The sequence below is a fragment of the Pseudaeromonas pectinilytica genome (assembly GCF_054780855.1).
The window spans coordinates 59,034-84,981 of sequence record NZ_BAAGVN010000026.1 but is presented as its reverse complement, the minus strand read 5'-3'; the positions used below and the strand labels follow the sequence as shown (position 1 = coordinate 84,981).

Annotated in this window: 25 protein-coding genes; 18 read left to right on the top strand and 7 right to left on the bottom strand. The window is 61.5% G+C overall.

Annotated elements, in window-relative coordinates; translation table 11 throughout:
- Positions 1 to 23: 23 nt before the first annotated feature.
- A complete protein-coding gene (locus ACYVG7_RS02415; protein ID WP_460881654.1) occupies positions 24 to 422 on the bottom strand; it encodes a hypothetical protein in 399 nt (132 codons plus the stop codon).
- Positions 423 to 762: 340 nt separating this feature from the next.
- Here ACYVG7_RS02415 and ACYVG7_RS02410 point away from each other — a divergent pair, with 340 nt between their 5' ends.
- The 17 genes from ACYVG7_RS02410 (at position 763) to ACYVG7_RS02330 (ending at position 16,457) form a co-directional block, all read left to right on the top strand.
- Positions 763 to 1,476, top strand: a complete 714-nt coding sequence (locus tag ACYVG7_RS02410; RefSeq protein WP_460881653.1) for a beta-ketoacyl synthase chain length factor — start codon at positions 763 to 765, stop codon at positions 1,474 to 1,476.
- Positions 1,461 to 2,249, top strand: a complete 789-nt coding sequence (locus ACYVG7_RS02405) for a lysophospholipid acyltransferase family protein (RefSeq protein ID WP_460881652.1) — start codon at positions 1,461 to 1,463, stop codon at positions 2,247 to 2,249. Before ACYVG7_RS02410 ends, ACYVG7_RS02405 begins: the two co-directional genes overlap by 16 nt.
- Positions 2,246 to 2,500: a phosphopantetheine-binding protein gene (locus tag ACYVG7_RS02400; RefSeq protein WP_460881651.1), complete on the top strand. Its 255-nt coding sequence runs from the start codon at positions 2,246 to 2,248 to the stop codon at positions 2,498 to 2,500. Before ACYVG7_RS02405 ends, ACYVG7_RS02400 begins: the two co-directional genes overlap by 4 nt.
- A 16-nt stretch (positions 2,501 to 2,516) precedes the next feature.
- A complete protein-coding gene (locus tag ACYVG7_RS02395; RefSeq protein ID WP_460881650.1) occupies positions 2,517 to 2,765 on the top strand; it encodes an acyl carrier protein in 249 nt (82 codons plus the stop codon).
- Positions 2,762 to 3,352 (top strand): COG4648 family protein, encoded by a 591-nt coding sequence (locus tag ACYVG7_RS02390; RefSeq protein WP_460881649.1) that lies wholly within the window; start codon positions 2,762 to 2,764, stop codon positions 3,350 to 3,352. The genes ACYVG7_RS02395 and ACYVG7_RS02390 overlap by 4 nt, the downstream gene beginning before the upstream one ends.
- A complete protein-coding gene (locus ACYVG7_RS02385) occupies positions 3,349 to 4,758 on the top strand; it encodes an AMP-binding protein (protein WP_460881648.1) in 1,410 nt (469 codons plus the stop codon). The genes ACYVG7_RS02390 and ACYVG7_RS02385 overlap by 4 nt, the downstream gene beginning before the upstream one ends.
- Positions 4,742 to 5,158 carry a 3-hydroxyacyl-ACP dehydratase FabZ family protein gene (locus ACYVG7_RS02380; RefSeq protein ID WP_460881647.1) on the top strand — a complete coding sequence of 139 codons (417 nt, stop codon included), beginning with the start codon at positions 4,742 to 4,744 and terminating at the stop codon, positions 5,156 to 5,158. The genes ACYVG7_RS02385 and ACYVG7_RS02380 overlap by 17 nt, the downstream gene beginning before the upstream one ends.
- On the top strand, positions 5,155 to 6,879 hold the full coding sequence (locus ACYVG7_RS02375; protein WP_460881646.1) for a glycosyltransferase family 2 protein: 1,725 nt from the start codon (positions 5,155 to 5,157) through the stop codon (positions 6,877 to 6,879). Before ACYVG7_RS02380 ends, ACYVG7_RS02375 begins: the two co-directional genes overlap by 4 nt.
- The gene (locus tag ACYVG7_RS02370) at positions 6,857 to 8,494 is read left to right on the top strand and encodes an HAL/PAL/TAL family ammonia-lyase (protein WP_460881645.1); all 1,638 of its coding nucleotides are present in this window, start codon (positions 6,857 to 6,859) and stop codon (positions 8,492 to 8,494) included. The genes ACYVG7_RS02375 and ACYVG7_RS02370 overlap by 23 nt, the downstream gene beginning before the upstream one ends.
- Complete coding sequence (locus tag ACYVG7_RS02365) at positions 8,491 to 8,913, top strand: acyl-CoA thioesterase (RefSeq protein WP_460881644.1); 423 nt, start codon at positions 8,491 to 8,493, stop codon at positions 8,911 to 8,913. The genes ACYVG7_RS02370 and ACYVG7_RS02365 overlap by 4 nt, the downstream gene beginning before the upstream one ends.
- Positions 8,910 to 9,530: an outer membrane lipoprotein carrier protein LolA gene (locus ACYVG7_RS02360; protein ID WP_460881643.1), complete on the top strand. Its 621-nt coding sequence runs from the start codon at positions 8,910 to 8,912 to the stop codon at positions 9,528 to 9,530. Before ACYVG7_RS02365 ends, ACYVG7_RS02360 begins: the two co-directional genes overlap by 4 nt.
- Positions 9,502 to 11,970 (top strand): MMPL family transporter, encoded by a 2,469-nt coding sequence (locus ACYVG7_RS02355; RefSeq protein WP_460881642.1) that lies wholly within the window; start codon positions 9,502 to 9,504, stop codon positions 11,968 to 11,970. The genes ACYVG7_RS02360 and ACYVG7_RS02355 overlap by 29 nt, the downstream gene beginning before the upstream one ends.
- Complete coding sequence (locus ACYVG7_RS02350; protein ID WP_460881641.1) at positions 11,963 to 12,604, top strand: DUF3261 domain-containing protein; 642 nt, start codon at positions 11,963 to 11,965, stop codon at positions 12,602 to 12,604. Before ACYVG7_RS02355 ends, ACYVG7_RS02350 begins: the two co-directional genes overlap by 8 nt.
- Complete coding sequence (locus ACYVG7_RS02345) at positions 12,597 to 13,778, top strand: beta-ketoacyl-[acyl-carrier-protein] synthase family protein (RefSeq protein WP_460881640.1); 1,182 nt, start codon at positions 12,597 to 12,599, stop codon at positions 13,776 to 13,778. Before ACYVG7_RS02350 ends, ACYVG7_RS02345 begins: the two co-directional genes overlap by 8 nt.
- Entirely contained in the window at positions 13,775 to 14,236 is a 462-nt protein-coding gene (locus ACYVG7_RS02340) for an ApeP family dehydratase (protein WP_460881639.1), read from the top strand. The genes ACYVG7_RS02345 and ACYVG7_RS02340 overlap by 4 nt, the downstream gene beginning before the upstream one ends.
- On the top strand, positions 14,233 to 14,958 hold the full coding sequence (locus ACYVG7_RS02335; RefSeq protein WP_460881638.1) for a 3-ketoacyl-ACP reductase FabG2: 726 nt from the start codon (positions 14,233 to 14,235) through the stop codon (positions 14,956 to 14,958). Before ACYVG7_RS02340 ends, ACYVG7_RS02335 begins: the two co-directional genes overlap by 4 nt.
- A gap of 266 nt (positions 14,959 to 15,224) precedes the next feature.
- Positions 15,225 to 16,457, top strand: coding sequence for a beta-ketoacyl-ACP synthase (locus tag ACYVG7_RS02330; protein ID WP_460881637.1), 1,233 nt, complete (start codon positions 15,225 to 15,227; stop codon positions 16,455 to 16,457).
- A 250-nt stretch (positions 16,458 to 16,707) separates the two neighbouring features.
- On the opposite strand, the gene ACYVG7_RS02325 is transcribed toward ACYVG7_RS02330, so the two are convergent.
- Positions 16,708 to 18,318: a phosphoethanolamine transferase gene (locus ACYVG7_RS02325; RefSeq protein ID WP_460881636.1), complete on the bottom strand. Its 1,611-nt coding sequence runs from the start codon at positions 18,316 to 18,318 to the stop codon at positions 16,708 to 16,710.
- A gap of 458 nt (positions 18,319 to 18,776) precedes the next feature.
- Here ACYVG7_RS02325 and ACYVG7_RS02320 point away from each other — a divergent pair, with 458 nt between their 5' ends.
- A complete protein-coding gene (locus ACYVG7_RS02320) occupies positions 18,777 to 21,662 on the top strand; it encodes an alpha-amylase family glycosyl hydrolase (RefSeq protein ID WP_460881635.1) in 2,886 nt (961 codons plus the stop codon).
- A 294-nt stretch (positions 21,663 to 21,956) separates the two neighbouring features.
- On the opposite strand, the gene ACYVG7_RS02315 is transcribed toward ACYVG7_RS02320, so the two are convergent.
- Genes ACYVG7_RS02315 through tatB form a run of 5 tightly spaced genes read right to left on the bottom strand, consistent with a single transcriptional unit; the run spans position 21,957 to position 25,948 of the window.
- Entirely contained in the window at positions 21,957 to 22,991 is a 1,035-nt protein-coding gene (locus ACYVG7_RS02315; protein WP_460881634.1) for a LacI family DNA-binding transcriptional regulator, read from the bottom strand.
- A 20-nt stretch (positions 22,992 to 23,011) separates the two neighbouring features.
- On the bottom strand, positions 23,012 to 24,028 hold the full coding sequence (gene hemB / locus ACYVG7_RS02310) for a porphobilinogen synthase (RefSeq protein ID WP_460881633.1): 1,017 nt from the start codon (positions 24,026 to 24,028) through the stop codon (positions 23,012 to 23,014).
- Positions 24,025 to 24,819 (bottom strand): 3'-5' ssDNA/RNA exonuclease TatD, encoded by a 795-nt coding sequence (tatD, locus tag ACYVG7_RS02305; RefSeq protein ID WP_460881632.1) that lies wholly within the window; start codon positions 24,817 to 24,819, stop codon positions 24,025 to 24,027. Before tatD ends, hemB begins: the two co-directional genes overlap by 4 nt.
- Positions 24,816 to 25,553 (bottom strand): twin-arginine translocase subunit TatC, encoded by a 738-nt coding sequence (gene tatC / locus ACYVG7_RS02300; RefSeq protein WP_460881631.1) that lies wholly within the window; start codon positions 25,551 to 25,553, stop codon positions 24,816 to 24,818. Before tatC ends, tatD begins: the two co-directional genes overlap by 4 nt.
- Positions 25,550 to 25,948 carry a Sec-independent protein translocase protein TatB gene (gene tatB / locus ACYVG7_RS02295; RefSeq protein ID WP_460881630.1) on the bottom strand — a complete coding sequence of 133 codons (399 nt, stop codon included), beginning with the start codon at positions 25,946 to 25,948 and terminating at the stop codon, positions 25,550 to 25,552. Before tatB ends, tatC begins: the two co-directional genes overlap by 4 nt.

The window sequence follows — 25,948 nt, the reverse complement described above, 5'->3', positions numbered from 1 at the left end:
TGCGATTGTGCTGATGTAGTGGATTAGGGATTTTTTGTCAGTGCCAGTTCTTTCTGGATAGTTCTGTCCAGCAGGGTAACCCACTTGTTGTAGCTACGATGAATGTTGCCGTTACCATCGGCGCCTAATCCATTGCTACTGACATAGGTGATGGAAAAGTTACGCTCGTTGTATCGGATATCGATACTCGCTTGATGAGTCCGGACGGTCAGGTCACCGCGAATCAACCCTGGAGATACGACCTTCATCTGCCAGTTGCGTTTCGCGCCCGCGGTTAGAATGGCCTTTTCGATCTGAGCCTGGGTCAAAGTCTGGGTGATAGCGTCCTGCTCCACGTTTTTGATGCCTGTCGAGGTCATAGCGGTACAGCCACCGAGTAGCAAAACGACGACCAAAAACAAAGACGAGGTGTAAACCTTCATGAAATATTCCTTCCTGGATAAAATCTTTTTGATAAACAGAATGTTATTCTCACTGGACTCGCTTGATAATACCAGCATGCCCCACGCCGATTGTAGTGGTTTATGGACTCTTATCATGGCAATTAGAGTTTTTGCTTGTGAGTGGTGAAGTTGCTCGCATCTTTCCACTATTTGGCTTTAGTTAACGCTGAAAACATGTAAGTCTATCCGATTGAATAACATGGATTTTACGTGAATATGGCGGGGCTGTTAATGCGACATTAACCCCATGTTATCTTTCACAAAAAATGGCTACATCTGGTAGCGGCCAATGCTCGTTATGGATGATGAAGAGAGGATCATGGCGGTTTCGTTTTCTCTGTTGGATATACAGGCGTTAGCTTCCGGATTGGACTCCGGCGAGCGTTGGCGGCAGTGGAGCGAGGATCTCCTCTGGCCTGAGGCCTCCTCACTTCCGGCAACCCCCCTGATCCCGACCATGACCGCCCGGCGCATGAGCCAGTCAGCCCGCCTGGCGGTGCAGCTGGCGCTGCCACTGATCGCCCAGTGGCAACCGCGCCATCTGCTCTGTGTCAGTCGACATGGGGAACTGGCCCGCACCTTCACCCTGTTGCAGAAGCTTATCCAGCAGCAGCCATTGTCTCCGACCGATTTCTCCATGTCGGTTCACAATACGGTGGCTGGGCTCACGACCATAGTCGGCCAGCAGCCGCTGCCTGCCTCATCCCTGGCGGCGGGTGTCGATAGTTTTCATGCCGGCCTGCTGGAGGCCTGTGCGACACTGCAAGCCGTCTCGGGTCCGGTGCTGCTGCTCTATTTCGAAGGCTCCCTGCCGGAGTTCTATCGCCCCTGGGTTGCTGAGTGTGAACCGCCTCATGCGGTGGCTGTTGTGTTGGCCCCAGGCAGTCAGTGGCGTTATCTGGGCCGTGAAGCTTCCTCGTCGTCCGGGCTCAATCAGGCGTTGACCTTCTGGCGCAGCCGCTTGCAGGATGCGACATCCGTGTCTCTGCCTAGCTCGGTCGGGGGGCATCGCTGGTCATGCGCGGCAGAGTGAATCGTCTGGGGCGCTTGGTGGGTACCGCCATCAGCTTTGCTCTGTTTGGTCTCGGTGCTCTGGGGTTGTCACTGGTCTGGTTTCCGCTGCTGTGGCTGTTCGGCCGCGACTCTGGCGTGCGTCAGCGCCGGGCTCAGGCGGCTATCCGCTGTTGCTTTCGCCTGTTTTTACGGCTGATGTCGGCTCTGGGGGTCATGAGCTACCGGATCGACGGCGCCGAACGGCTGCAACAGGATGATGGTTGCCTGCTGGTGGCCAACCATCCGAGTCTGCTCGACTACGTGTTGCTGGCCTCCGTACTGCCGCGCTGTGATTGCATTGTCAAGCAGGCCCTGTGGCGTAACCCCTTTGTGGCTGGGGTGGTGCGGGCCGCGGGCTATTTGCCGAATGTGGCGCCGGGGCGGTTGCTGCCTCTGTGCGAGCAGCAGCTGGCGGCGGGGGGAACTCTGTTGATCTTCCCCGAGGGGACTCGTACCACCCCGGGTCAGCCGATGCAGTTGCAACGGGGGGCGGCCAACATAGCCGTGCGCTGTCAGGCCGATCTGCGTCTGGCTCACATCATTTGTCAGCCAACCACATTGACCAAGCAGGAGTCTTGGTATCATATCCCGCCGCGGAAACCTCACTTTCATGTGATCATCAGCGAGAAGGTGGCGGTAGACCCATTTTTGGCTGATGCACCGACACCTGCGGTTGCTGCACGACGTTTAACGGATTTTTTAACAAATGCCCTGATGCCAAATGAGCAGGGGCTTGCATGGGAAAGGCAATGAGCGAATTACATCCAGAAATCAAACAACTCATCATCGATAGCCTGAACCTGGAGGGTTTGACTCCTGAGGATATCGATAGCGAGGCGCCGCTGTTTGGCAGTGGCCTGGGGTTGGACAGTATTGATGCACTGGAGCTGGGTCTTGCAATCAAGGGCAAGTATGGTCTGGTGCTGGCGGCTGACGATCAGGATACCCGTCGTCACTTCGCCTCGGTGGCGGCTTTGGCCACCTTTGTCGAGTCCCAACGCTGATTAGCAGGAGTTCAGAATGAATCAACAAGAAATCTTTACTCAGGTACAGGCAGCATTGGTGGAGCTGTTCGAACTGGATGCCGAGGCTGTGACTATGGAGTCTCACCTCTACCAGGATCTCGAACTCGACAGCATAGATGCCGTCGATCTGGTGGTGCGGTTGCAGAAGTTGACTGGCAAGAAGATCAAGCCGGAAGAGTTCAAGACGGTGCGAACGGTCGCCGATGTCGTTGAGGCTGTAGCTCAACTGCTAGCCAAGCCGTGATTCGTCGCCTGTCGACGGGTCTGCTGGCCGTCGTCCTGCTGCTCTATCCTTTTCTTGTCTACTGGGGGGTGCACAAGGGTGAGCTCACGGTGCTGGGTGGCGGGTTGATCCTGCTGTTTGCCCTGCGTCTACTCCCCGTTGGTGGACGCCTGGGCGAATGGCTGTGGCTGGGTCGTAGCATGGCCGGGTGCGGCTTGCTGCTGGCACTCTTGTCGCTCGTTTGCCACGCCAGCCACTGGCTGCTCTATTACCCCGTACTGGTGAGTCTGCTGCTGTTGCTGCTGTTTGTCCGCAGCCTGTGGCAACCGCAGACGCTGATCGAGCGGCTGGCTCGGCTGCAGGATCCCCAGTTGCCGCCGGAGGCCATCCGTTACACCCGCCGCGTGACCCAGGTCTGGTGCGGCTTCTTCGTGGTGAATGGCACTCTGGCCCTTGGCACCATATTGCTCGGCGATATGGCGTTGTGGAGTCTCTACAACGGCCTGCTCAGCTATCTGTTGATGGGTTCCCTGATGGGCGGCGAGTGGTTGCTGCGGCGCCGTCTGCAGGAGCGGCTGGCCGCTTCGTCGTTGGAGGCCCAGTCATGAGCCGCCCCCTGCTCACCCTTTCCCAACTGCTGAGCCAGCCCCAGAGCGATCGCGCCATCGCCTGGGTTGCCGATCGCACCACTACCCGGCGGGCAGAATGCCCTTTGACCCTCGCCGATCTGCGCCGTGATGTGGCTCGGGTGGTGACGCGTCTGCAGGGGCAACCGGTGCGGCGCTGGGCACTCTGCTATCAGGAGAGCTACCCCTTTGCCGTGGCGCTGCTCGCCTGTGGCTACGTCGGCTGCCAGGTGGTGTTGCCGGGTCATAACCGTCTGGCCCAGTTGGCCGAACTGGCAGAGCACCTCGATGGGGTGCTGACCGATCTGCCGTTGGAGCCTGGGCTCAACCTGCCCTGGCCGGTCTGCTCGACGGTGGGCGATGAGACTATCGAGGGCGAGACGCCCGCCCTGCCGGAGTGGACGACGGAGCTCTCTTGTGTGCTGTTCACCTCGGGCTCGACGGGGCAACCCAAGGCGATCCCCAAGAGCCAGCGCCAGCTGGAGGCCGAGCTGGCCATCCAGTGGTCGCTGTGGCGCTCCCAGTGGCAGGGGGGGCGTATACTGGCCACGGTGAGCCATCAGCACATCTACGGTCTGCTGTTCCGGGTGTTGCTGCCCCTGTGTGCCGGGGTGCCGTTTGCCAGCCAGAATCTGGAATTTCCCGAACAGATCTGCCAGTGGGTGGCTGACCACCCGGGAGAGTCCTGGCTGCTCGTCAGCTCGCCGGCCTTCCTCGCCCGGCTGGATCCCAAGCTGGCGGTGGCCGGCTGCCGCCTGCTCTACTCCTCCGGCGGCCCGCTGCCGCATGCCGCCGCCCTGCAGAGTCAGCAGCTGTTTGGCTCTCTGCCCGTCGAAATTTATGGCAGCAGCGAGACCGGTGGCATCGCCTGGCGCCAGGCCAGCCAGGTCGATACGCCCTGGCAGCCCCTTCCGGGTCTGGAGGTCAGTCAGGATGAGCAGGGATGTCTGCGGCTGAGTTCGCCATTCCTGGCCGATGCGCAGCCCTGGCTGACCACGGATAAGATTGCTTTGCACGCCGATGGCTTCACCCTGCTGGGGCGTCAGGATCGCATCGTCAAGCTGGCCGAGAAGCGCGTCTCGCTGGATGAGGTCGAACGCCGACTGCGCGCCCTCGACTGGGTGGCGGAGGCTGTGGTGCTACCGCTGGAGCAGGGGGCTCGCCAGTCGCTGGCCGCCGTGCTGGTGCTCTCTGCAGAAGGCGAACGGCAGTGGCAGCGGCTGGGTGGCGGTCATTTTATGCTGGATCTGCGGCAGCAGCTGCGCCCCTGGCTGGAGCCGGTGGCCCTGCCTCGGCGCGTCCGTTGTGTCACTACACTGCCGCGTAATTCTCAGGGCAAGTTGCCCTATCTCGAGCTCAAGGAGTTGTTTGATGTCCCTCTCTCCTGATGCATGCCGCTCCCCTGATCTCTCCGTGGGCGCGGATGCGTCCCTCGCGCCCGAGGCGTTGAGGCCTATGCTGCCGACGCTGGTGAGCAAGTCGCTGGATGGCGAAACCGCGACCCTGCAGCTGCGGCTCGATCCGGAGCTGGTCTGGTTTGCTGGCCATTTTCCCGGTGCCCCCCTGTTGCCGGGGGTGGCGCAGCTGCATCTGGCGATCGGCTACGCCTGCGAGCAGTGGGCCATCGAGGAGCGGTTCGCGGGTCTGGAGATGCTCAAATTTCAGCGGCCGCTGCAGCCAGGCGTCGAGGTGACACTGCAATTGAGCTGGCAGGCCGAGTCGCGCAAGTTGCAGTTTTGCTATCTGAAGGATGGTGAAGCGGCCAGCAGTGGGCGGGTCAAACTATGACGACCCTGGACTCTTCGCTGACGTTTCGCCCCTGTCTGCTGATCCCCTGCTACAACCATGGCCCGGCGCTGGTGCGCATGCTGGATGGGTGGTTGGCGGCGCCGCATGGCGAGTCACAGGATGATGAAACCCTGCTGCCTTGTCTTATCGTCGATGACGGTAGCGGCGCCGAGACGGCCCAGTTGCTCGACGAGTTGGTGGCACGCCACGCCTGGATTACCCTGCTGCGACTGCCGCTCAATCAGGGCAAGGGGGGCGCCGTGAGCCAGGGGCTGCGGCAGGCGGCAGCCTTGGGTTTCACTCATGCCCTGCAGCTGGATGCCGACGGTCAGCACGATCTGGCGGATGTGCCGCGTCTGCTGGCCGAGGCGCAAGAGTACCCGCAGGCGCTGATCTCCGGTGCCCCCGTCTATGACGAGTCGGTGCCGAAGGGGCGTTTCTACGGTCGCTATGTCACCCATGTCTGGGTCTGGCTGGAGACCTCCTCCTTTGAGATCCGCGACAGCATGTGCGGTTTTCGGGTCTACCCGCTGGCCTCGACCCTGGAACTGCTGGATCGACGGAGTCTCGGTCAGCGCATGGATTTCGACACCGAGGTGATGGTGCGACTCTACTGGGCCGGGGTGGCGGTGCGCTTCCTGCCGACCCGGGTCATCTATCCGCCCGATGGTCTCTCCCATTTCGATGTCTGGCGTGACAACCTGCGCATCTCCTGGATGCACACCCGCCTGGTCTGCGAGCGCATGCTGGATCTGACCTGGGGGCGCTGCCGTCGCCGTCTGCACTGGTCACGGACGCCGGAGCGGGGTGCCCAGTGGGGGCTGAACTTCATGCTCTGGTGTTATGACACCTTCGGGCGGCGTGGCTTTCAACTCTGCCTCTATCCGGTGATCGCCTACTTCTGGCTGACCGGCGTGCGCCAGCGCCGCGCCTCCACCGAGTATCTGCAACGGCTGGAAAACTTCGCTGCGGCCCGGGGCATCACCCTGCCCGCGGAGCCCCGCAGCAGCTTCCGTCACTTCCTGCGCTTTGGCGAGGCGATGCTGGACAAGCTGGCGGGCTGGCGTGGCGAGATCCGCCACGAACAGGTCGAACTCATCGACAACGGCGCCTACCAGGCGCTCCGGGAGCGGCCGCAAGGGATCTTGATCCTCGGCTCCCATCTGGGCGATCTGGAGCTGTGCCGCGCCCTGAGCCGCTCGCTGGGGCAGGTGACGGTCAATGCGCTGGTCTTTACTGATCATGCCGAACGCTTCAATCGCCTGTTGCAGGCGGTCAATCCCCAGGCCAATTTGCAGCTGATCCAGGTGCGCGAGGTGGGGCCGGAGACGGCCATCTTGCTCAAGGAGAAGTTGGACGCCGGCGAGTGGGTGGTGCTGGTGGGCGATCGCACCTCGGTGACCCGGGAAAAGCGGGTGATCTGGGCTGACTTTCTCGGCGCTCCGGCTCCCTTCCCGCAAGGCCCCTTCATGCTGGCGGCGGCCCTCGGAGCCCCGGTTTATCTGCTATTCGGTCTGCGCGAGCAGGGCCGTTTTCGCGTCTATTTCGAGCCGTTTGCCGCGCAGCTGCAGTTGCCGCGTCGTGAGCGGGCGGCGGCCTTGCCGCTTCTGGTTCAACAGTATGCCGAGCGTTTGCAACACCACTGCCTGAAGGCGCCGCTCGACTGGTTTAATTTCTTTGATTTCTGGCATTTATCCGATGACAACACAGACAAACAGTGAGTGCGGCGAGCCGATGAAGGCTGATGCCCAACGTGTGACATTTGGCGCCGAACGCCTGACCATCGAACAGGTGGTGGCGCTGGCCCATCGGCAGGCACTCCCTGAACTCAACAGTCAGGCCGATTTTCGCCGTCGCATCCAAAATGGCGCCGATTTTCTCGATCGCCTGCTGGCCGAAGAGGGGGTGATCTATGGCGTCACCACCGGCTATGGCGACTCGGTGACCAATGCGGTGCCAACCGAGCTGGTGCTCGAGCTGCCGCTGCACTTGACGCGCTTTCACGGCTGCGGCCTGGGGGCCAACCTGAGCATCGAGGCCGGACGCGCCGTGCTGGCAACCCGGCTGTGCTCGTTGGCCCAGGGGGTTTCCGGGGTCAGCCTGCCGCTGCTGGAGCGGCTGAACTGGCTGCTGGCCCAGGACATCATTCCCCGCATCCCCGAAGAGGGATCGGTCGGCGCCAGTGGCGATCTGACACCGCTCTCCTATGTGGCGGCCGTGCTGGTGGGTGAACGCGAGGTCTACTGGCGTGGCGCCCTGCGTCCCAGTGCCGAGGTCTACCGCGAGCTGGGAGTCGAGCCGCTGGTGCTGCGTCCCAAGGAGGGACTGGCCCTGATGAACGGCACCTCTGTGATGACGGCGCTGGCCTGTCTGGCCTATGCCCGTTGTGACTATCTGATGCGGCTCTCCACCCGCATCACGGCGCTGATGACCGAGGCGATGGCGGGCAATGCCTTCCACTTCGATGCCCGGCTGTTTGCCGCCAAGCCCCATCCGGGCTTGCAACAGATCGCCGCCTGGTTGCGTGCCGATCTGCAGGCCGAGGCGCTGCCGCGCCACAGCGATCGGTTGCAGGATCGCTACTCCCTGCGTTGTGCCCCCCATGTCATCGGCGTGGTGGCCGATGGTCTGCCCTGGTGGCGGCAGCTGATCGAGAACGAGCTCAACAGCGCCAACGACAACCCGCTGATCGATGGCGAAGAGGAGCATGTGATGCACGGCGGCCACTTCTACGGTGGCCATATCGCCATGGCGATGGACAGCATGAAGACGGCCATCGCCAACCTGGCCGATCTGCTGGACCGCCAGCTGGCCCAGCTGGTGGACGTCAAGTTCAACAAGGGGTTGTCGAGCAACCTCAGCGGCGCCACCGGCCAGCGCCGCATGATCAACCACGGCTTCAAGGCGGTGCAGATCGGCGCCTCCGCCTGGACCGCCGAGGCGTTGAAGCTGACCCTGCCGGCCAGCATCTTCTCGCGCTCCACCGAGTGTCATAACCAGGACAAGGTGAGCATGGGCACCATAGCTGCGCGCGACTGCCTGCGGGTGCTGCAACTGACCGAGCAGGTGGCGGCGGCCGCCCTGCTGGCGGCGGTGCAGGGCACCGAGCAGCGGCTGGCGCTGGATGGTCAGAGCGTCAGCCGCTTGGCGCCTTCCCTGCGCCAGACCCTGAGCGATGTGCGGGCGATGAGCCCGGTGCTGACCGAGGATCGGCCGCTGGAGGGTGAGCTGCGTGCACTGATTGCCACCATCCAGCAGGCACGCTGGCCCCTGTATGAGAGCCGTCAGTCGCAGGCCGCTTCGGCCCAGGCCGCACTCTGCGGAGAGCTGGCATGAGTGAGCTGCAACTGCCGAGTGCGGCTATTACGCTGCGCATCCCGTTCAACGATGTCGATCCGATGCAGGTGGTCTGGCATGGCAACTACTTCCGTTACATGGAGCAGGTGCGTTGCGAGCTGCTGCGGCAGATCGGCTACGGCTACCGGGAGATGGAGGCCTCGGGCTTCGCCTGGCCCATCATCGATACCCGGATGAAGTACATAGCCCCCTTGTTGTTCGACCAACTGGTGCGGGTCGAGGCGCGGATCAGCGAGTACGAGAACCGTCTGCGCATCGACTACGAATTCTTCGACGTGGCCAGCGGCGCGCGCACCAGCAAGGGGTACACAATCCAGGTGGCGGTTAGCATGCCTGCCGGCGAGATGCGGCTGGTCTCCCCCCCCATCCTGCTGCAAAAGCTGGGGATACCGTCATGAGGCTGGGTTGGTTCCTGGGGCTGCTGCTCGTGTGCTGGCAGTCGGCCGCGGCGGCGCCCGCCAGCCCCCAGACGCTGGCGGATCTGCAGCGCCAGCTGACGGCGGCGCCGACCCTGCGCGCCCATTTCGTGCAGCTCAAGCGGGTCAGCGGGCTGGCGCAGCCGCTGCGTTCCAGTGGCGAGTTGCTCTTCTCCCGCGCTCATGGTCTCTGGTGGCACCAGACCGAGCCCTTCGAGCTGACACTGACCCTGGATGATCGGCGTCTGGTGCAGCAGTTGGCTGGACAGCCGGCGGAGGCGATCACCGCGGATGCCAATCCGCAGCTGTTCGAGTTTTCCCACCTGTTGCTGAGTCTCTTCACGGCCGATCAGCAGGCGATGGCGCAGCACTTCACCCTGGCGTTTACCCCGGCCCCCCAGACGTGGACTCTGCAGTTAACGCCGAAACAGCCACCGCTGAATCAGGTGTTCGCACAGCTGGAGATGCAGGGCAGCCTGGAGTTGCAGCAGTTGCTGATCCGTGACCGCCAGGGGGATGAAACCCAACTGAATTTCAGCGCCATTCAGCATGTCCCCGAGGAGCTGACCGATGTCGAACAGCGCCGATTTGCCGACTGAGGTCGCCGTGGCGGAGCCGACTCCCCCCATGAAGCCGACGCCCCACATGGAACCGAGTCCGGTCGAGCAACGGCGCTGGCGTCGCCTGTCCTGGGGCTGGCTGGTGGCCTCCCTGCTGATGTTGGCGGGGCTGTTGGCCCTGTTGCCGGAGGCGCGTATCAACAGCAGCGTGATGGCGCTGCTGCCCCAGGATGAGGACTCTGGGCTGGATCCCGTCTGGCAGGAGCAGTTGAGCAATCGCCTGGATCGCCAGCTGTTCTGGCTCATCAGCCTGCCGGCCGGTCAGCGTGGCGAGAGCGCCGCACTCTGGTGGTATCAGGCGTTGCACGAGCTGCCGGGTCTGCAGACCATTCAGGGACCCAATGCGGTGGATGTGGCCGCCTGGCGCCACTTCCTGCACGATTTTCGCTACCAGCGGCTGGATGCCGCCAGCCAGCAACGGCTGGCCCAGGGCGCTGCCGTCTGGAGTCCGTGGGTGCTGGGTCAGGTCTATTCCCCCTTTGCCGGGGTGGGGCCCGCCGAGTGGCAAGCCGATCCCCTGCTGCTGACTCGCGCCGTGGTACAAGGGCAGAATACTGGACCGCTGCGTCTGCAAAGTGGCTGGTTGGTCAGCCACGACGTCAGCACGGGCCGCGACTGGTACCTGCTGCGCGCCGAGCTCAAGGGTTCCGCCTTCGATCTGCGGGGTGGCCGCCAGCTGGCGGCTCGACTGCAGGAGCTGCGCACCGAGCTGCAGCAGCGCTTCCCCGGCAGTGAGTTGCTGCGTCGGGGTACCCTCTACTACAGCGATCATGCCGCCGAGCTGGCCCAGGCCGATATCTCAACCATTGGGCTGGGTTCGCTGCTCGGTGTCTTGCTGCTCATCTGGTGGGCCTTTCGCGGTCTGCGCCCACTCTGGCTCTGTATGTTGCCGCTGGCGGTTGGCATGGTCAGTGGTCTGCTGGCGGTGCTGCTCTGTTTTGGGCAGATCCACCTGTTTACCCTGGTCATCAGCTCGAGCCTCATCGGCATCTCGGACGACTATTCGCTGCACTACCTGAGCGAGCGCCGTCTGCATGGTCACGAGGAGTCGCCCCTGGCCACGGCGTTGCGGCTGCGCCAGCCCTTGCTGTTGGCGCTCATCACGACGCTGTTCGCCTATCTGCTGCTCTGGCTGGCACCATTCCCCGGCTTGCAGCAGATGGCGGTCTTCTCGCTGGCCGGCCTCATCGGCTCCTTCATCACCGTCTTTGTCTGGTTCCCGTTTTTGGTGGGCACCATGACCGAGCGCCCCCTGCCGCTGCGCGCCCTGATGTTGCGCTGGTTGCAGGGGTGGCAGCACAGCCGCCTGCTGCGGCAGGCCCTTCCTGTGCTGCTGCTGGCGGTGTCGGCAGTCGGTTTGAGCCGCCTGGTGGTCGATGACGACATTCGTCGTCTGCAACCTCTGCCGCAGGCGCTGCAGGCCGAAGATCAGCAACTGGCCCGTCTGACGGGTCAGTCGAGCCAGCTGACCGGCTTTCTGGTACTGGGGGTGAACGGTGAACAGACCCTGCAACGGTTGGAGACGCTGAAGCCGATCCTGGCGTCGTTGCAGGGCGAGGGGGTCATCGACAGTTATCGTCTGCTCAGCGACAGTCTGCCCTCCCAGGCTCACCAGCGCGCGACTCATGCCGCACTGTCGGAGTTGCAGCCCCAGGTGGTGAGTCGACTGCAACAGGCCGGCCTGTCCATGAAAGCCTCCTCCTCGACTGTGCCACCGCTGAAACCTCTGCTGCCGGAGAGCTGGTTGCACAGCCCGGTCAGCGAGGGGATGCGGCTGCTGTGGCTGAGCAATTCGCAGGGGCTGAGCAAACCGCAGGGGCAGGTGGCCGTGCTGGTGCCAGTCAACGGCGTCCATGACGGGGCTCGGCTGCAGAGCGCCACCGCCCAGCTGCAGGGGGTGCACTGGCAGGACAAGCGGCAGAGCTGGAGCGATCTGTTTGCTCGCTATCGGCTGCTGCTCGGCCTGTTCCTCGGGTTGGGCGCCTTGCTGACTGCTGGGCTGCTCTGGCACAAGCTGGGGCGGGCGATGACGTTGCGCATTCTACTGGGCAACGGCATCGCCTTGGCGCTGGCCACCGCAGCCCTGGGCTTTTGTGGCATGCCTTTTACCCTATTCAGCCTGCTGGCGTTGAGTCTGGTGTTTGGCATCGGCATCGATTACGGCCTCTTCTTCGCCCACAGCAGTCAGCCGACAGGCAGTGGCGATGGTGCGGCTCAGGAGCGGCTGGTGGCGACCCTGCTGGCCGTGTTGCTGGCCAACCTGACGACCCAGCTGGCGTTCGGTCTGCTGGCCTTGAGTCACACCCAGGCCATCGCCAGCTTCGGTCTGGTGCTGAGCGTCGGCGTGTTTGTCTCCTTCCTGTTGGCACCCCTGGCGATGCCGGCCCGTTATCCATCGCGGGAGAAAGCCGATGCGTAGCCGCATATCTCTCGCCCTGGTCGGCGCTCTGACGCTGTGGCTGGCCGGTTGCGCCAGCACGACCACGACCCCGCCGGAGAGCACCCGGCCCGAGGCCAATCTGACCCCGCAGGCGGTGGTTCCGTTGCCAGCGCCGACTCGCGATTCGCCGCTGCATGTCGAGCAGATCCTGACGGCCCAGATCAAGGGACAGACCAATGGACATAGTCTGTTGGTGGTGATGGAAGCCGATGGCCAGCGCCTGAGCCTGGTGGGTTTCTCGTTGCTCGGGGTGCGGCTGTTCCGCGTCGAGTATCGGGTGGATGGCATTCGCGTGGAGCAGTTGCCCGCCCTGGCGGCGCTGGGTGCCCTGCCGCCGGCCAACCAGGTGTTGGCCGATGTGCTGCTCAGTTACTGGCCTGGTGACACCTGGCGGGCGGTGCTGCCCGCCGGATGGCAGCTGATCGACCAGCCGCTGCGTCGCGAGCTGCGTGATGAAAAGGGTGAATTGGTCAGCGAAATTACCTATCAGCAGCAGGTGGGGGATCGCAATCCGGTCCGCCTGTGGCAACATGCCTTCGATTATCAGCTAACGATCCAGACGTTACCGCACCAGACATCATCGAATGAGGCGGAGGACGCCAACCGTGAGTGAGCCCATGACTCCTTGTTATATCCAGGCCGTTGGCCTCATCAATGCGCTGGGCAACGATGTCCCTCAGGTAGTGGCGGCGTTGCGGCAGCCTGAACTTCAGCCGTTGCGTGAGCATACTCAGCCCCTGCATGACGGCCGCCGGGTGATGGTTGGTGCCGTGCAGGGCGAGTTGCCGCCCATACCGAGTGAGTTGGGTGTCCATGACAGCCGCAATAACCGTCTATTGTTGGCGGCGCTGAACCAGATCCGGGAGTGCGTCGAGCAGTGGCGCGCGCGGGTTGGCAGCGAGCGCATCGCCATCGTGCTGGGCACCAGCACCTCGGGGATCGATGAGGGGATCCAGACCCTGGCTGCCGAGGAAGTGCCGCCCGGTTACCACTACTGCCAGCAGGAGTTGGGCAGTCCGGCCCTATTCCTCGCCGATTATCTCGGGGTCCATGGCCCCGCCTATACACTCTCCACCGCCTGCTCCTCCAGCGCCCGGGCCTTCATCAGCGCCCAGCGCCTGCTGGCGGCCGATATGGCCGATGTGGTGCTGGTTGGTGGCGCCGATACCCTGTGCGGCCTGACCCTGAACGGTTTTTACAGCCTGGAGTCGCTGGCCACGGCGACCTGCGCCCCCTTCGCCCGCGACCGGGATGGCATCAACATCGGCGAGGCGGCGGCTCTGTGTCTGCTGACTCGCGAGGTGGGCCCGGTGGCGCTGCTGGGCGCAGGGGAGTCCTCCGATGCCTACCATGTCTCGGCGCCCCACCCCGAAGGGTTCGGCGCCGAGGCGGCGATGCGCATGGCGCTGGAGCAGGGTGGGTTGCAACCCGGGCAGGTCGGCTACATCAACCTGCATGGTACTGGCACCCGGCTCAATGACTCGATGGAAGCCAAGGCGGTACACCGCCTGTTTGGTGATAAGGTGCCTTGCAGCTCCACCAAGGCGCTGACCGGTCACACCCTGGGGGCGGCGGGTGCCACAGAAGCGGCCCTGGCCTGGCTGCTGTTGACCGAGGATCTGCCACTGCCTCATCAGAGCTATGCGGCCAGCGAGCGCGATGAGAGCCTGGCGCCCATCGATCTGCTGCTGGCGCCGCAACCCCTGGCGCGGCCCCTGGTGCTGTCGAACTCCTTCGCCTTTGGTGGTAACAACGTCAGCCTGCTGCTGGCCAGGAGTGAGCCATGAGTTATCCGCCGATTGCGAGCCTGGTACCCCATGCCGCACCCATGCTGCTGCTTGATCGTCTCTGCGAGGCGACGGCCACCACAGCCCGTTGCGAGGTGCGCGTCGGTGAGACCCTGGCGCTGTTCTTGCGCGATGATGGTGCTTTGCCGGGCTGGGTGGGCATCGAGTTGATGGCCCAGACGGTAGCGGCCTGGTCTGGCTATCAGGGCCACCTGCGCCAGGAGGAGCCTCAGATCGGCCTGTTGCTCGGTGCCCGCAAGTATCAATGCCACTTGGCTCGTCTGCCTGCAGGCAGCCTGCTGACCATCGACTGTGAACAGCTGCTGCAGGATGGCGCCTTGGCCAGTTTTCAATGTTATTTGCGCTGTGATGGCGAGCTCGTGGCCGAGGCCCGGCTCAGTACCATACAGCCGGATGCCGAACAATTAGAGACCCTGTTGGGGAGTAGACAAGCATGAGTCGTAGCGTCCTGGTGACTGGTGCCAGCAAGGGGATTGGCCGGGCCATAGCCCTCAAACTGGCGACCGATGGATTTTGTGTCCTGGTGCATTATCACAGCGACAAGGGTGGTGCCGAAGCGACGCTGGAAGCTATCTGTGCTGCGGGTGGCTCGGGGCGTCTGTTGCAGTTCGATATCGCCGACCGTTCGGGGTGCCGTGCCGTGCTGGAAGCCGATATTGAGCAGCACGGCGCCTACTATGGGGTAGTCAGCAATGCCGGTATCATTCGTGACGCGGCCTTCCCGGCCTTGAGCGAGGCGGATTGGGATGGGGTGATCCACACCAATCTGGATAGTTTCTACAACGTGCTGCATCCGTGCATCATGCCGATGATTGCGTCCCGTAAAGGGGGGCGCATCGTGACCCTCTCCTCGGTTTCCGGCATCATGGGCAACCGCGGTCAGGTCAACTACAGCGCTGCCAAGGCGGGGATCATAGGTGCCAGCAAGGCGCTGGCTCTGGAGCTGGCCAAGCGCAAGATCACCGTCAACTGCGTGGCGCCAGGCCTTATCGACACCGGCATGGTTGCTCCCGAGGTGTTGGCCGAGGCGATGAAACTGATCCCGGCTCAGCGCATGGGCCAGGCCGATGAGGTCGCGGGGCTGGTCAGCTATCTGATGTCAGATATCGCCGCCTACGTGACCCGCCAGGTCATCTCGATCAATGGCGGTATGGTCTGAGCGGCGGTTTTGAATCATAGGACCATAGTGACAGCGACCGGGCTGGGCTAAGCAGACCCTCCGCGCCAGAGATGGCGCGGTGGAGCCCCCATGGATGGGGTCACGGCGTGTCTGTGTGCTCTGCTCGGTCGATGTCGCAAGAAGAACGCTCGTTAGATGCAGCGACTGGATATTCCCAATGGGGCATGGCTGAACCAGACGGGCCACTCGCTAAGACAACAGAATTAATTTGGTGCGCCCAGGCGCCCGCGAAGAGGATAGAACGAGTGAAACGAGTGGTAGTCACCGGCATGGCCGGGGTGACAGCGTTTGGCAATGATTGGCCCACTATTCGTGAGCGCATGCAGGCGGGGCGTAGTGCCGTGGTTACTATGCCGGAGTGGGATGTCTACGCCGGGCTCAATACCCGTCTGGCGGCGCCGATTGCCGACTTCACGCTGCCGGGTCACTACAACCGCAAGCAGACCCGCAGCATGGGCCGAGTCTCACAACTGGCGACCGTGGCCACCGAACTGGCGTTGCAGCGATCCGGCTTGCTGGGGAACGAGGTGCTGACCGATGGCCGCACCGGCATCGCCTATGGTTCGTCGACCGGCAGCACGGCCCCCATCAGTGCGTTTGGCGCCATGCTCAACGACAAGAGTACTGAGCACATCACGGCCACCACCTATGTGCAGATGATGCCCCATACCACGGCGGTCAACGCCGGGCTTTTCTTCGGGTTGCGTGGCCGGGTGATCCCGACCTCCAGTGCTTGTACCTCCGGCAGTCAGGCCATCGGCTACGCCGCCGAGGCGATCCGGCACGGCTATCAAACCGTGATGGTGGCCGGAGGGGCCGAGGAACTCTGCCCCTCCGAGGCGGCAGTGTTCGATACTCTGTTTGCCACCAGTCAGATGAACGAGCAGCCCGAGCTCTCGCCGCGCCCCTTTGATGCCGGTCGCGATGGTCTGGTGATCGGCGAAGGGGCCGGTTCTCTGGTGCTGGAGTCGCTGGAACATGCCCAGGCCCGAGGCGCCACCATCTTGGCCGAGTTGGTGGGTTATGCCAGCAACTGCGATGCCGCCCATGTGACCCAGCCCCAGAAGGCGACCATGCAGATCTGCATGCAGATGGCCCTGGATCAGGCGGGGCTGACGGCCGAGCAGATTGGCTATATCAGCGCCCATGGCACCGCCACCGATCGGGGGGATATCGCCGAGAGTCAGGCGACCCACGCCATCTTCGGCAGTCAGACCCCCATCTCGTCGTTGAAGAGTTTCTTTGGCCACACGCTAGGCGCCTGTGGGGCCGTGGAGGCCTGGCTCGGTCTGGAGATGATGGCCGAGGGGTGGTTTGCGCCGACCCTGAATCTGGAAACGCCGGATCCGGTCTGCGGAGCCTTGGATTACATCCAGGGGGAAGGTCGTGAGCTGCAGATCGACTACCTGATGTCCAACAACTTTGCCTTTGGTGGCATCAACACCTCGCTGATCTTCAAGCGTTGGTCGGTGAATTAAGCTGTTTGGAGTTCCTCTAACTAAGGCTGTTCGTGATTTTTTTCATAACCGGGATTTGCCTGCATCCCGGTTATGGAAGCCTGACTTATTTAGGGGTGCTCTTGGCATAATGCTGGTCAGTTAAGAGGTTCGGGCGAGACATCCTCTCTCGCCAACTCGCCGTAAACCCTTCCGTGAGGGCTCGATGGCGGCATCCCTGCCGCCAACGGTTGGCTCAAAAGGCTATCTCTCCTTCGCTAACTGACTGGCATTAGTGCTCTCGGCATGCTTTAAACAGATCCAGCTCCGGTTGATAGGCACTGGTCTGGATATCCAGAATACCGAGTACCGAGTGGAACAGATTGTCATGGCTGACCGGCTGGTTGGCGGTTTGACGCAGGCAGTTCAGATCCAGCTTGCTCTGGGCCGCGAAGCCATCGGATATCCATTGCACCATGGGAATATGGGTTTGAGTCTCGGGGGCAAAGGCGTAGGGGGCGCCGTGCAGGTAGAGGTTGTTCTCACCCAAGGATTCGCCATGGTCAGACATATACCACATAGCGGTGTTGTAGCGGCCTTGCTGCTGTTGCAGCAGGGTTACGAGACGGGCCAGAAAGTGGTCGGTATAGAGGATGGTGTTGTCATAGGCGTTGGTGATGGCCTCCTGACTACACTCCTGAAGCTTGTTGGTCTGGCACACCGGGGTGAAACGGGCAAATTCATCCGGGTAACGCAGGTAATAGGCCGGACCATGACTGCCCTTCTGGTGCAAGACCAGCAAGAGATCGCCTTTATGGGCCGTTAACTGCTGGTCGAGCCCTTCGAGCATCACTTCGTCAAAACACTCGCCATCACGGCACCAGCGTGGATCTTTCAGGCTACTGACATCTTCGGTCGGTACCCGGTTGCAGGTTCCCTTGCAGCCCGAATTATTATCCTTCCACAGCACTGGCATGCCAGCCCTTTGCACCACATCCAGCAGGCTTTCTTGGTGCTGGCTGGTTTTGTAGTCGCGGCGCGCCATCGGCGAGAACATGCAAGGTACCGAGGTGGCGGTGGCGGTACCGCAGGAGCTGGCTTGCGGGAAATTGATGATGTCCAGTTTGGCCAGTTGCGGCGTGGTCTGGCGCTGATAGCCATCCAGACCGAAGTTGGCGGCGCGAGCGGTTTCTCCGACCACAAGCACCAACAGCGTGGGTTTGTCACGGCCCGTACTCAGGCGCTTGGCATCCAGGCCAACGGCTTCCAGCTTACTGGGCTTTTTGAACCAGTGGCGATGGATGTAATCCCCGGTGCCATAGATGAAGTTGGCCGGCGTAAAGAAACGGCGGACCTCGCCCTTGTTGCGAAAGAACGACGCGTAATCCTGATAGAAGAACCAGGCATTGCCACCGATCACCGCCAGGGCCAGCGCCATGATGCCCAGTTTGCGACCCAGGGCTGCCCCCCAGTTACCATAGCGGATCTCTGTACGCCACAGCAGGACGCTGGGCAAGGCCCCCAGCACCAGCAGATACCCGATGAGTTTCAAATTGACCAGCTCGAAGGCTTCCGCCGGATTGGTTTCGAACACGTTTTGCAGCATGTCGCGGTCGATCAAGATGCCGTAGCTGTTCATGAAGTAGGCGGCTGCGGCGTGACCGAGCAGGATCAGCGTCAGTAGGGGGCGGAATAGCCGGGGTATGGCGATGAGATTGAGCAGGAACAGCATCAGGCAGAGCGTGACGCTGAACAGCGAGCCGATCAACAGCAGATTGTGGCCTTGCAGCGGGGTGAAAAAGGCCAGGCACTGGCCCCAGAATTGTTGATTGCCGGAGAGGACAAAGAACAGCGCGGCGATCAGGGTCAGGCGAATGACGCCCAGAGAAAAATGGCTTTTCATGGTGCAATCATGACTCGGTGAGAAAAATGAGGGGTTACCGCACCTGCCGTACACATGGAAGGGGGACGGCGCTGCGGTAACCGAGGGTGTGTTTTCATTTGAAGCATGATCGTCAGTTTAGCTTAAAGAAACCTTAAGCCGAGCCAAGTCGGCGTTCATGAAGGGCTCATATTAGTTAATTTGTTGCGGTGTTGCGGTGTTGCGGTGTTGCGGTGTTGCTGGGCTGAGTACATTTGCAGATAACGACACATTAAGTTAACCGTTTAACTTTCGGCGTAATGGTCATCCATCATCGCCGTTATTATTCCGGACGAAGAGTCTTATGATGTCATTCGAAAGCTGTGATTCGCCCCACAGTGTGGCAAAGGGCTGATTGTGTTCCTGGATGGCTTATCGTACATAGAAGCAGGTTAAACATTTAACCTTGTTTTGGATAAGATAACCATCAGGAAGGAATCATGACAACAAGCTTGCACATTCACTTTGCCAAGCCGGTTAATCGACTGGCGCTGGCCATCTCTCTGGCGTTGGCTCTCACCGCCTGTAACAGTGATAGCAGTACCTCGCCCGAGACACCGACGACGCCAGAAACGCCGACCACACCGGAAACACCAACCACACCAGAAACACCCGGTGAATCGACCTGTGTCGCGAATCCCATGGGTGATACCGCGCTCTATCTGCGCGGTGGCATGAACAGCTGGAATGCGGCTGAAGAGTACAAATTCAATTATGTCTGCGACCATTTCGAGTTGGTGACGGAAACCGATGGCGATCAGTCGTTCAAGATCGGGGATGCCGGTTGGTCCGCGACTTCGGATTTTGGTGGCGCGAGCAGCAGCCAGGTGGTGGCTGGTACCCCGCTGCCGCTGGCCCTGCAGGGCAGTAACCTTAGCTTTACCTTCTCCGGAGTGAACAAGCTGGTGCTGGATCTCTCCAAGTCGGTCACCGAACCGACTCTGACCATCTATCAGTGTCCGGATAATCCGCTGGGTGAAACGGCTCTATTCCTGCGGGGTGGCATGAATAGCTGGACGGCGGTCTCCGACTATCTGTTCACCTACAGTTGCGATGCCTTCTATCTGAACGTCAACGAAACCGGGGAATATGAATTCAAGCTGGCGGATTCCGGCTGGAGTGCGGCCAGCAGCTTCGGCTCTGCCGACAGTGCCTCCAACACCTTGACCCACGGCACGCCGCTGGCCATCACCAGCGATGCCATTCTGGGGGCGAGTACCGGCAATCTGAAGTTCAACTTCACCGGCGCCCATACTGCCAAGTTGACTCTGGATGCGGATGCCAGCAATCCGAAGCTGACCATCGGCGATCAGACCTTCGTCGGCTCTGGTAATGCTCAGGTGACGGATCCGATCGCGCTGAGTGTGAGCTTCGACTCCCGTAACAGCAACTTCAAGCAGCCGTTTGGTGCCGTGACCGAAGGCCAGACCATCGACTACGCGTTGACCGCACTGCCGGGTATCGACAGTGTCAATCTGGTGATTGATAACCGGACGCTGGAAGGTAATCAGGATCTGCTCGAGTACGACGAGCTGACCCGGGTGCCCTTGAGCAAGACCGTGATCGACGGCTCCGAGCGCTGGGGTGGCAGCTACACCTTCCCGACCAAGGGGGTGTACGGCTACTACTTCGAGTTCACGATCGGTGATCAGGTCTATGTGTATCAAAACAATAAGGAAACCGTCTACTGGACCTCTGAAAAGGGCTCTGCCGGACCGGGTCTGGTCGCATTTAAGCCTAAGGACAGCAGCCAGATCCGTCGTTATCGCCAGACCGTTTACCTGAGCGATTTTGCGGTGCCAGAGTGGGCCAAGGATGCGGTCTATTACTACATCTTCCCGGAACGCTTCCGCAATGGTGATACCGCCAACGATCCGAAACCGGGTACCGATACCTATCTGGATCAGGCGGTCGAATTCCATAGCAACTGGAATGACAAACCCTATGTGCCGGGTGAGAACGATGGCAACAGCGGTGATGATGAGGTCTATAACAACGACTTCTTCGGCGGCGACCTGGCTGGCATCATCGAGAAACTCGACTATCTGGTCGATCTCGGGGTCAACACCCTGTACATCAACCCGATCTTCGAAGCGCCCAGCAATCACAAGTACGACACCGCCGACTATATGCAGGTCGACGACAACTTTGGTGACAATGCGCTGTTCGCCAAGCTGACGGCTGAGGCCAAGGCGCGCGGCATCCGCGTGATCCTGGATACCTCGTTGAACCACACCGGTAGCGATTCGGCCTATTTCGACCGCTACGGCAAGTACCCGGGCGTGGGTGCCTTCGAAGGCGGTACACCACATCCGGAATCACCCTACTACAGCTGGTATAAGTTCTTCACCGATGCCACCACACCGGAAGGCATGTATCAGGGCTGGGTCGGCGTCTCGACGCTGCCTGAGCTGGTCGAGTCGGAGAGTTGGAAGAACTTTGCCTACCGCAACGATGACTCGGTGACCAAGTACTGGCTGGATCAGGGTCTGGCCGGCTGGCGGATGGACGTCGCGCCTTGGGTCAGTGATGAGTTCTGGCGTGAATGGCGTACAGCGGTGAAGAGCAAGGATCCTGATGCGCTGACCGTGGCGGAAACCTGGTTCGACGCCTCCAAGTTCTTCCTGGGTGACGAGTTCGATTCGACCATGAACTACATCTTCCGCAATGCCGTGCTGGACTATGCGGCAGGTGGCAATGCGGCCGAGCTGTATCACAACCTGGAGCTGATGCGAGAAAACTATCCGCCACAGGCCTTCTATGCGCTGATGAATCTGCTGTCGACTCATGATGCGGCCCGAGCTTTGTACAAGTTCGGTTATACCTCCGACACCACGGATGCGGCCGTGATTGCTCAGGCCAAACAGCGGGTCAAGCTGGCGGCTCTGTTCCAGATGAGCTATCCCGGCGCTCCGGCCATCTTTTATGGCGATGAAGTGGGTGTGACCGGCGGGGAAGACCCGTTCAACCGCGGTACCTACCCGTGGTCCGACGTCGGTGGCAAGCCGGATACCGATCTGCTGGCGGCCTATAAGAGCCTGATCAAGATGCGCAAGGACTACCCGATTCTGCGTCAGGGTAGTTTGAGTGCACCGCTGTATAGCGATGCCAACATCGTGGTGCTGCTGCGGGAGTTGAATGGCCAGAAGGCGTTGGTGATGCTGAACAACGGCACCACAGAAAAAGCCCTGAGCTTGGCATTGCCTGCCACCCTGGCGGGTAGCTATCAGGATGTGCTGACCAGCAGCGGCTTTACGGTTGCGGAGGACGGCTCTCTGTCTCTGACTGTTCCGGCACTCTATGGTAGGGTGCTGATCAGCCAGTAATAGTTTTCTTGTTGTGTGGAGTCTTGCCCCGGCCATGTGCCGGGGCTTTTTTATGGCGCTGTCCCAGTTATGCGTTGCTCGAATCAAAACCCGGTATCAGGCTGGCGTTCAGGAGCCTGGACGATCGCAGACACGTCGTGAAGACATCCCTGTCGACTCGATGGGGGCCCCCTGCCACCCACGGTCTGCTATTCGCCCAGACTCCGCTCCGCTTGATGCACAACTCGTAACCGGCATAGAGCCTTTCTTATGGCGCGTGGTTAGATATCGGAAGGGGGCTTGTTATGACAGGAATTAGCGGGGCGTGGTTGGGGATGGGCCTGTGGTGTCGCCTGGGATCAGGCTGACCGGCGCCAGTTCCGAGCCGTGGCCCTGAAGCAGACGAACCACCTGATAACCGCGGCCGTAAACATCCTGTCCGACGGTGGTCAGGCGCAGGGGCAAATAGTTGAGGACATGCAAATTGTCGATGCCGAGCAGTGAGACGTGCTCAGGGATGCCATAGTCGGTCTGAAACAGTAGCTTGAAGCAGCCGATGGCTAGAATATCGGCCATCGCCAGGATCGCCGTGGCGCCCTGCTGCAGTTGGGCCAGCAGTTGCGGCTCGATCTGGGTGACCCCAGCCAGAGTGACATCGGTTTCGATGAGCCAGTCGCTATCCAGACTCAAACCATGGCGACTCAAGGCTCGGCGCACCCCGTTCAGACGGTCGCGGTGGACGGAGGAGGCACTGAGGGTACCAAACAGCAGGACTAGACGGCGGTGGCCGAGACTCAACAGGTGTTCGGCCGCCAGCTCACCGAGCAGAGCATCGTCAATGCTGTAGTCATGAAAACGGGACATCGGATGCTGGCTGAAATAATCGCGGTCATCGATCAGGGCGACGGGCGCATCCAAGGCTTCTAATGCTTGCAGCACCCCTTCATCGTGTTTTCCCAGGATCAGAACACCGCTCGGTGTCGGGCCATTGAGCAGATGGCGAATATCCTCGGGGCGTTCGATGCGCTGCAGGGAGGGCTGCAACTTGGCATCGAAGGCGGCATGTTCTATCCCGGCCAGTAATTCGTTGAAGAAGGGATAGTCCATCAGGATGCCACGCAGATCCGGCGCCCATTTGTGTCCAGGCAACAGGATCAGCAGGGTATGAGAGATGCCACGCAGCTGACGGGCGCCCGGATGCAGTCGGTAACCGAGTTGCTCGGCAACCAACAATACCCGGTCTCGGGTTGCGCTGGAGACCTTACCCGGCTTGTTATTCAGCACATAGGAGGCGGTGGCAATGGATACCCCGGCCTCTCGCGCCACGTCCCGGATCGTCAGCTTGCTCATGATGGATGTCCTTTAGCCGGTCAGGCCGGTGTCTGGCGTAGCCATTGAGCAACGCGCTTGGCAAAGTAGGTGAGGATGCCATCAGCACCGGCTCGTTTAAAGCAGATCAAGGATTCGAGAATCGTCTCGCGCTCCTTGAGCCAGCCATTCTGGATGGCAGCCATGTGCATGGCATACTCGCCACTGACCTGATAGGCGAAGGTCGGGACACCATACTGATCCTTGACCCGGCGCACCACATCCAGATAGGGCATGCCGGGTTTCACCATCACCATGTCGGCACCCTCGGCGATATCCATACCCACCTCGTGCAGGGCCTCATCGCTGTTGGCCGGATCCATCTGGTAGGTTTCCTTGCTGCTCTTGCCCAGATTGGCGGCCGAGCCGACTGCGTCCCGGAACGGACCATAGTAGTGAGAGGCGTATTTGGCCGAGTAGGCCATGATCTGGGTGTTGGAGAAGCCATGGCTCTCCAGTGCCTCGCGGATGGCACCAATGCGGCCGTCCATCATGTCGGAAGGGGCGACGACATCGGCTCCGGACACGGCATGGGAGAGTGCCTGTTTCACCAGTGCCCGGGTGGTCACTTCGTTCAGCACATAACCACTGTCATCTATGATGCCGTCCTGGCCGTGAGTGGTGTAGGGGTCGAGGGCGACATCGGTGATGACACCCAGCTGCGGGAAGGCCGCCTTCAGGGCGCGCACGGTACGCTGGACCAGGCCCTGATCATCCCAGGCGGCGGTGGCGTCGAGACTCTTGTGCTCCTGTCCAATCACCGGGAACAGGGCAATCGCCGGTATGCCCAGAGCGACCAGCTCGGCGGCCTCCTGCAGCAGCAGATCCAGTGACAGGCGTTCGATCCCCGGCATGCTGGCGATGGCCTCGCGGCGGTTCTCTCCCTCCAGTACGAAGACCGGATAGATGAGATCATCCACGGTCAGAACATTCTCCCGGACCAGGCGGCGGCTGAAGTCATGTTTGCGCAAACGGCGCGGGCGGCGGGCCGGAAAGGCAGCGGCAACGAATTGGGTCATAACGGTACCTCATCAAGGCGAAAGAAGGCTCTGCTAGTCGCCCGGGTATGGGCCAGCAGTTGGTTCACCGGTTCCCCGCGGAGCATGGCGATGCTGGCCGCGATATGGGGCAGGAAGGCCGGTTCATTGCGGCGGGATTTGGGTTTCGGGCTCAGATCCCGCGGCAGCAGATAGGGGGCATCGGTTTCGATCATCAGGCGACCGGCGGGGATCTGCGGCACCAGGGCGCGGAGCTCCTCCCCCCGACGTTCATCGCAGACCCAGCCCGTCACGCCGATGTGCAGCCCCAGGGCCAGACACTCGGCCAACTCGTCACCGTTACCGGTAAAGCAGTGCAACACGGCGCCGGGCAGTTGCGACATCCAGGGTTCGAGCAGGGCCACGAAACGCGCATGGGCATCGCGACAGTGCAGAAATACCGGCCGCTGCAGCTCGGCGGCCAACTCCAGCTGGGCGCTGAAGGCGGCTTCCTGTGCCGGGCGAGGGGAAAAGTCGCGATTAAAATCGAGTCCACACTCGCCGATGGCCACGACCTGAGGCTGGGTGGCCAGCTCCCGCAGGGCTTGCGCGCTCTGGCTGTCCCAGTGGCGGGCATCATGGGGGTGGACCCCTGCGGTGCTGAAGGCATAGCCGGGCCAACGCTGGGCCAATTCGGCGGCGGCGGCACTCTCGGCCAGATCGGTACCGGTCAGGATCAAGGCCTCGACCCCAGCGTCGCGAGCCCGCTGCACCACGGCATCCTGGTCATGGGCGAACTGGGCATTCCCCAGATTCAGGCCAATATCAATCATGGGGTATCCTCCGGCGGGGCTGGCTTACGGTAGAAGCGGCCCATGATCAGCCCCAGCTCGAAGAGCAGACAGATAGGGACTGCCAGCAGGGTTTGCGAGAGCACGTCGGGCGGGGTGAGAAACATGGCGACCACAAAAGCCCCGACGATGAAATAGGGACGTTTCTCGGCCAGGGCCTGGGGTGTGGTGGCGCCACTCCAGCACAGCAGGCAGACGGCAACAGGCACCTCGAAGGCCAGGCCAAAGGCGAAGAACATGCCCATGATAAAGCTCAGATAACTGGCAATGTCGGTGGCCATAGTGACGCCTTCCGGTGCCGTCTGGGCGAAGAAGCTGAACACCATGGGGAAGACCACAAAATAGGCGAACAGCATGCCGAGGTAATAGAGCCCGGTACTGGCCACCACCAAGGGTAATACCATCTTGCGTTCATGTTGATACAGGCCTGGCGCCACAAACGCCCAGATCTGGTACAGCACGTAGGGGATAGCCACAAACAACGCCACATACAGGGTCAGCTTCATCGGGATCATGAAGGGGGTGGTGACATCGGTGGCGATCATCTGCGCACCGCTGGGCATGTTTCGCAACAGGGGCAGCGCCAGCAGATGGTAGATATCGTTGGCGAAGTAGATCAGCACCACAAACAGGGCCGCAACGGCCGCCAGCGAGCGTAACAGACGGCGGCGCAATTCCAGCAAATGGCTGATCAGCGGTTGTTGATGAAGGGTCATGTCTGTTTGTCACTGTCGGCGGAGGTACGGGGGGGAGAGGCGCCCACGTTTCCGGCGCCCAAGTTGCCGACGCCCATGTTTTCGGCACGTTGCACCGCGGCCGCCTTGAGCTCGGCAATCGCCTGCTGGATCTCGGTCGCCACGGCGGTTTGCGATGATGGCAAGGGCTCGGCGGCAGCTATGTGAGGGGGCTGCAGGTCGGGTGTTTGCTCCGGTTTGAGCGGACCGAGTGCCAGTTCATGTTCAAATTCGGATTTCACCGCATTCAGGGTCGAGCGGGCGATGCGAACCCAGTGCGCCACGCTGCGGACGGCAACCGGCATGCGCTCAGGCCCCAGGACGACCAGAGCGACAATGGCGCAGAGTACCAGCTCCCAGAAGCCGACATCGAACAT

What these genes read in the sequence shown, in the direction of transcription:
- ACYVG7_RS02415 (WP_460881654.1), bottom strand. Translation starts at nt 422, where the DNA reads ATGAAGGTTTACACCTCGTCTTTGTTTTTGGTCGTCGTTTTGCTACTC.
- ACYVG7_RS02410 (WP_460881653.1), top strand. Translation starts at nt 763, where the DNA reads ATGGCGGTTTCGTTTTCTCTGTTGGATATACAGGCGTTAGCTTCCGGA.
- ACYVG7_RS02405 (WP_460881652.1), top strand. Translation starts at nt 1,461, where the DNA reads ATGCGCGGCAGAGTGAATCGTCTGGGGCGCTTGGTGGGTACCGCCATC.
- ACYVG7_RS02400 (WP_460881651.1), top strand. Translation starts at nt 2,246, where the DNA reads ATGAGCGAATTACATCCAGAAATCAAACAACTCATCATCGATAGCCTG.
- ACYVG7_RS02395 (WP_460881650.1), top strand. Translation starts at nt 2,517, where the DNA reads ATGAATCAACAAGAAATCTTTACTCAGGTACAGGCAGCATTGGTGGAG.
- ACYVG7_RS02385 (WP_460881648.1), top strand. Translation starts at nt 3,349, where the DNA reads ATGAGCCGCCCCCTGCTCACCCTTTCCCAACTGCTGAGCCAGCCCCAG.
- ACYVG7_RS02380 (WP_460881647.1), top strand. Translation starts at nt 4,742, where the DNA reads ATGTCCCTCTCTCCTGATGCATGCCGCTCCCCTGATCTCTCCGTGGGC.
- ACYVG7_RS02375 (WP_460881646.1), top strand. Translation starts at nt 5,155, where the DNA reads ATGACGACCCTGGACTCTTCGCTGACGTTTCGCCCCTGTCTGCTGATC.
- ACYVG7_RS02370 (WP_460881645.1), top strand. Translation starts at nt 6,857, where the DNA reads ATGACAACACAGACAAACAGTGAGTGCGGCGAGCCGATGAAGGCTGAT.
- ACYVG7_RS02365 (WP_460881644.1), top strand. Translation starts at nt 8,491, where the DNA reads ATGAGTGAGCTGCAACTGCCGAGTGCGGCTATTACGCTGCGCATCCCG.
- ACYVG7_RS02360 (WP_460881643.1), top strand. Translation starts at nt 8,910, where the DNA reads ATGAGGCTGGGTTGGTTCCTGGGGCTGCTGCTCGTGTGCTGGCAGTCG.
- ACYVG7_RS02355 (WP_460881642.1), top strand. Translation starts at nt 9,502, where the DNA reads ATGTCGAACAGCGCCGATTTGCCGACTGAGGTCGCCGTGGCGGAGCCG.
- ACYVG7_RS02350 (WP_460881641.1), top strand. Translation starts at nt 11,963, where the DNA reads ATGCGTAGCCGCATATCTCTCGCCCTGGTCGGCGCTCTGACGCTGTGG.
- ACYVG7_RS02340 (WP_460881639.1), top strand. Translation starts at nt 13,775, where the DNA reads ATGAGTTATCCGCCGATTGCGAGCCTGGTACCCCATGCCGCACCCATG.
- ACYVG7_RS02335 (WP_460881638.1), top strand. Translation starts at nt 14,233, where the DNA reads ATGAGTCGTAGCGTCCTGGTGACTGGTGCCAGCAAGGGGATTGGCCGG.
- ACYVG7_RS02325 (WP_460881636.1), bottom strand. Translation starts at nt 18,318, where the DNA reads ATGAAAAGCCATTTTTCTCTGGGCGTCATTCGCCTGACCCTGATCGCC.
- ACYVG7_RS02320 (WP_460881635.1), top strand. Translation starts at nt 18,777, where the DNA reads ATGACAACAAGCTTGCACATTCACTTTGCCAAGCCGGTTAATCGACTG.
- ACYVG7_RS02315 (WP_460881634.1), bottom strand. Translation starts at nt 22,991, where the DNA reads ATGAGCAAGCTGACGATCCGGGACGTGGCGCGAGAGGCCGGGGTATCC.
- hemB (WP_460881633.1), bottom strand. Translation starts at nt 24,028, where the DNA reads ATGACCCAATTCGTTGCCGCTGCCTTTCCGGCCCGCCGCCCGCGCCGT.
- tatD (WP_460881632.1), bottom strand. Translation starts at nt 24,819, where the DNA reads ATGATTGATATTGGCCTGAATCTGGGGAATGCCCAGTTCGCCCATGAC.
- tatC (WP_460881631.1), bottom strand. Translation starts at nt 25,553, where the DNA reads ATGACCCTTCATCAACAACCGCTGATCAGCCATTTGCTGGAATTGCGC.
- tatB (WP_460881630.1), bottom strand. Translation starts at nt 25,948, where the DNA reads ATGTTCGATGTCGGCTTCTGGGAGCTGGTACTCTGCGCCATTGTCGCT.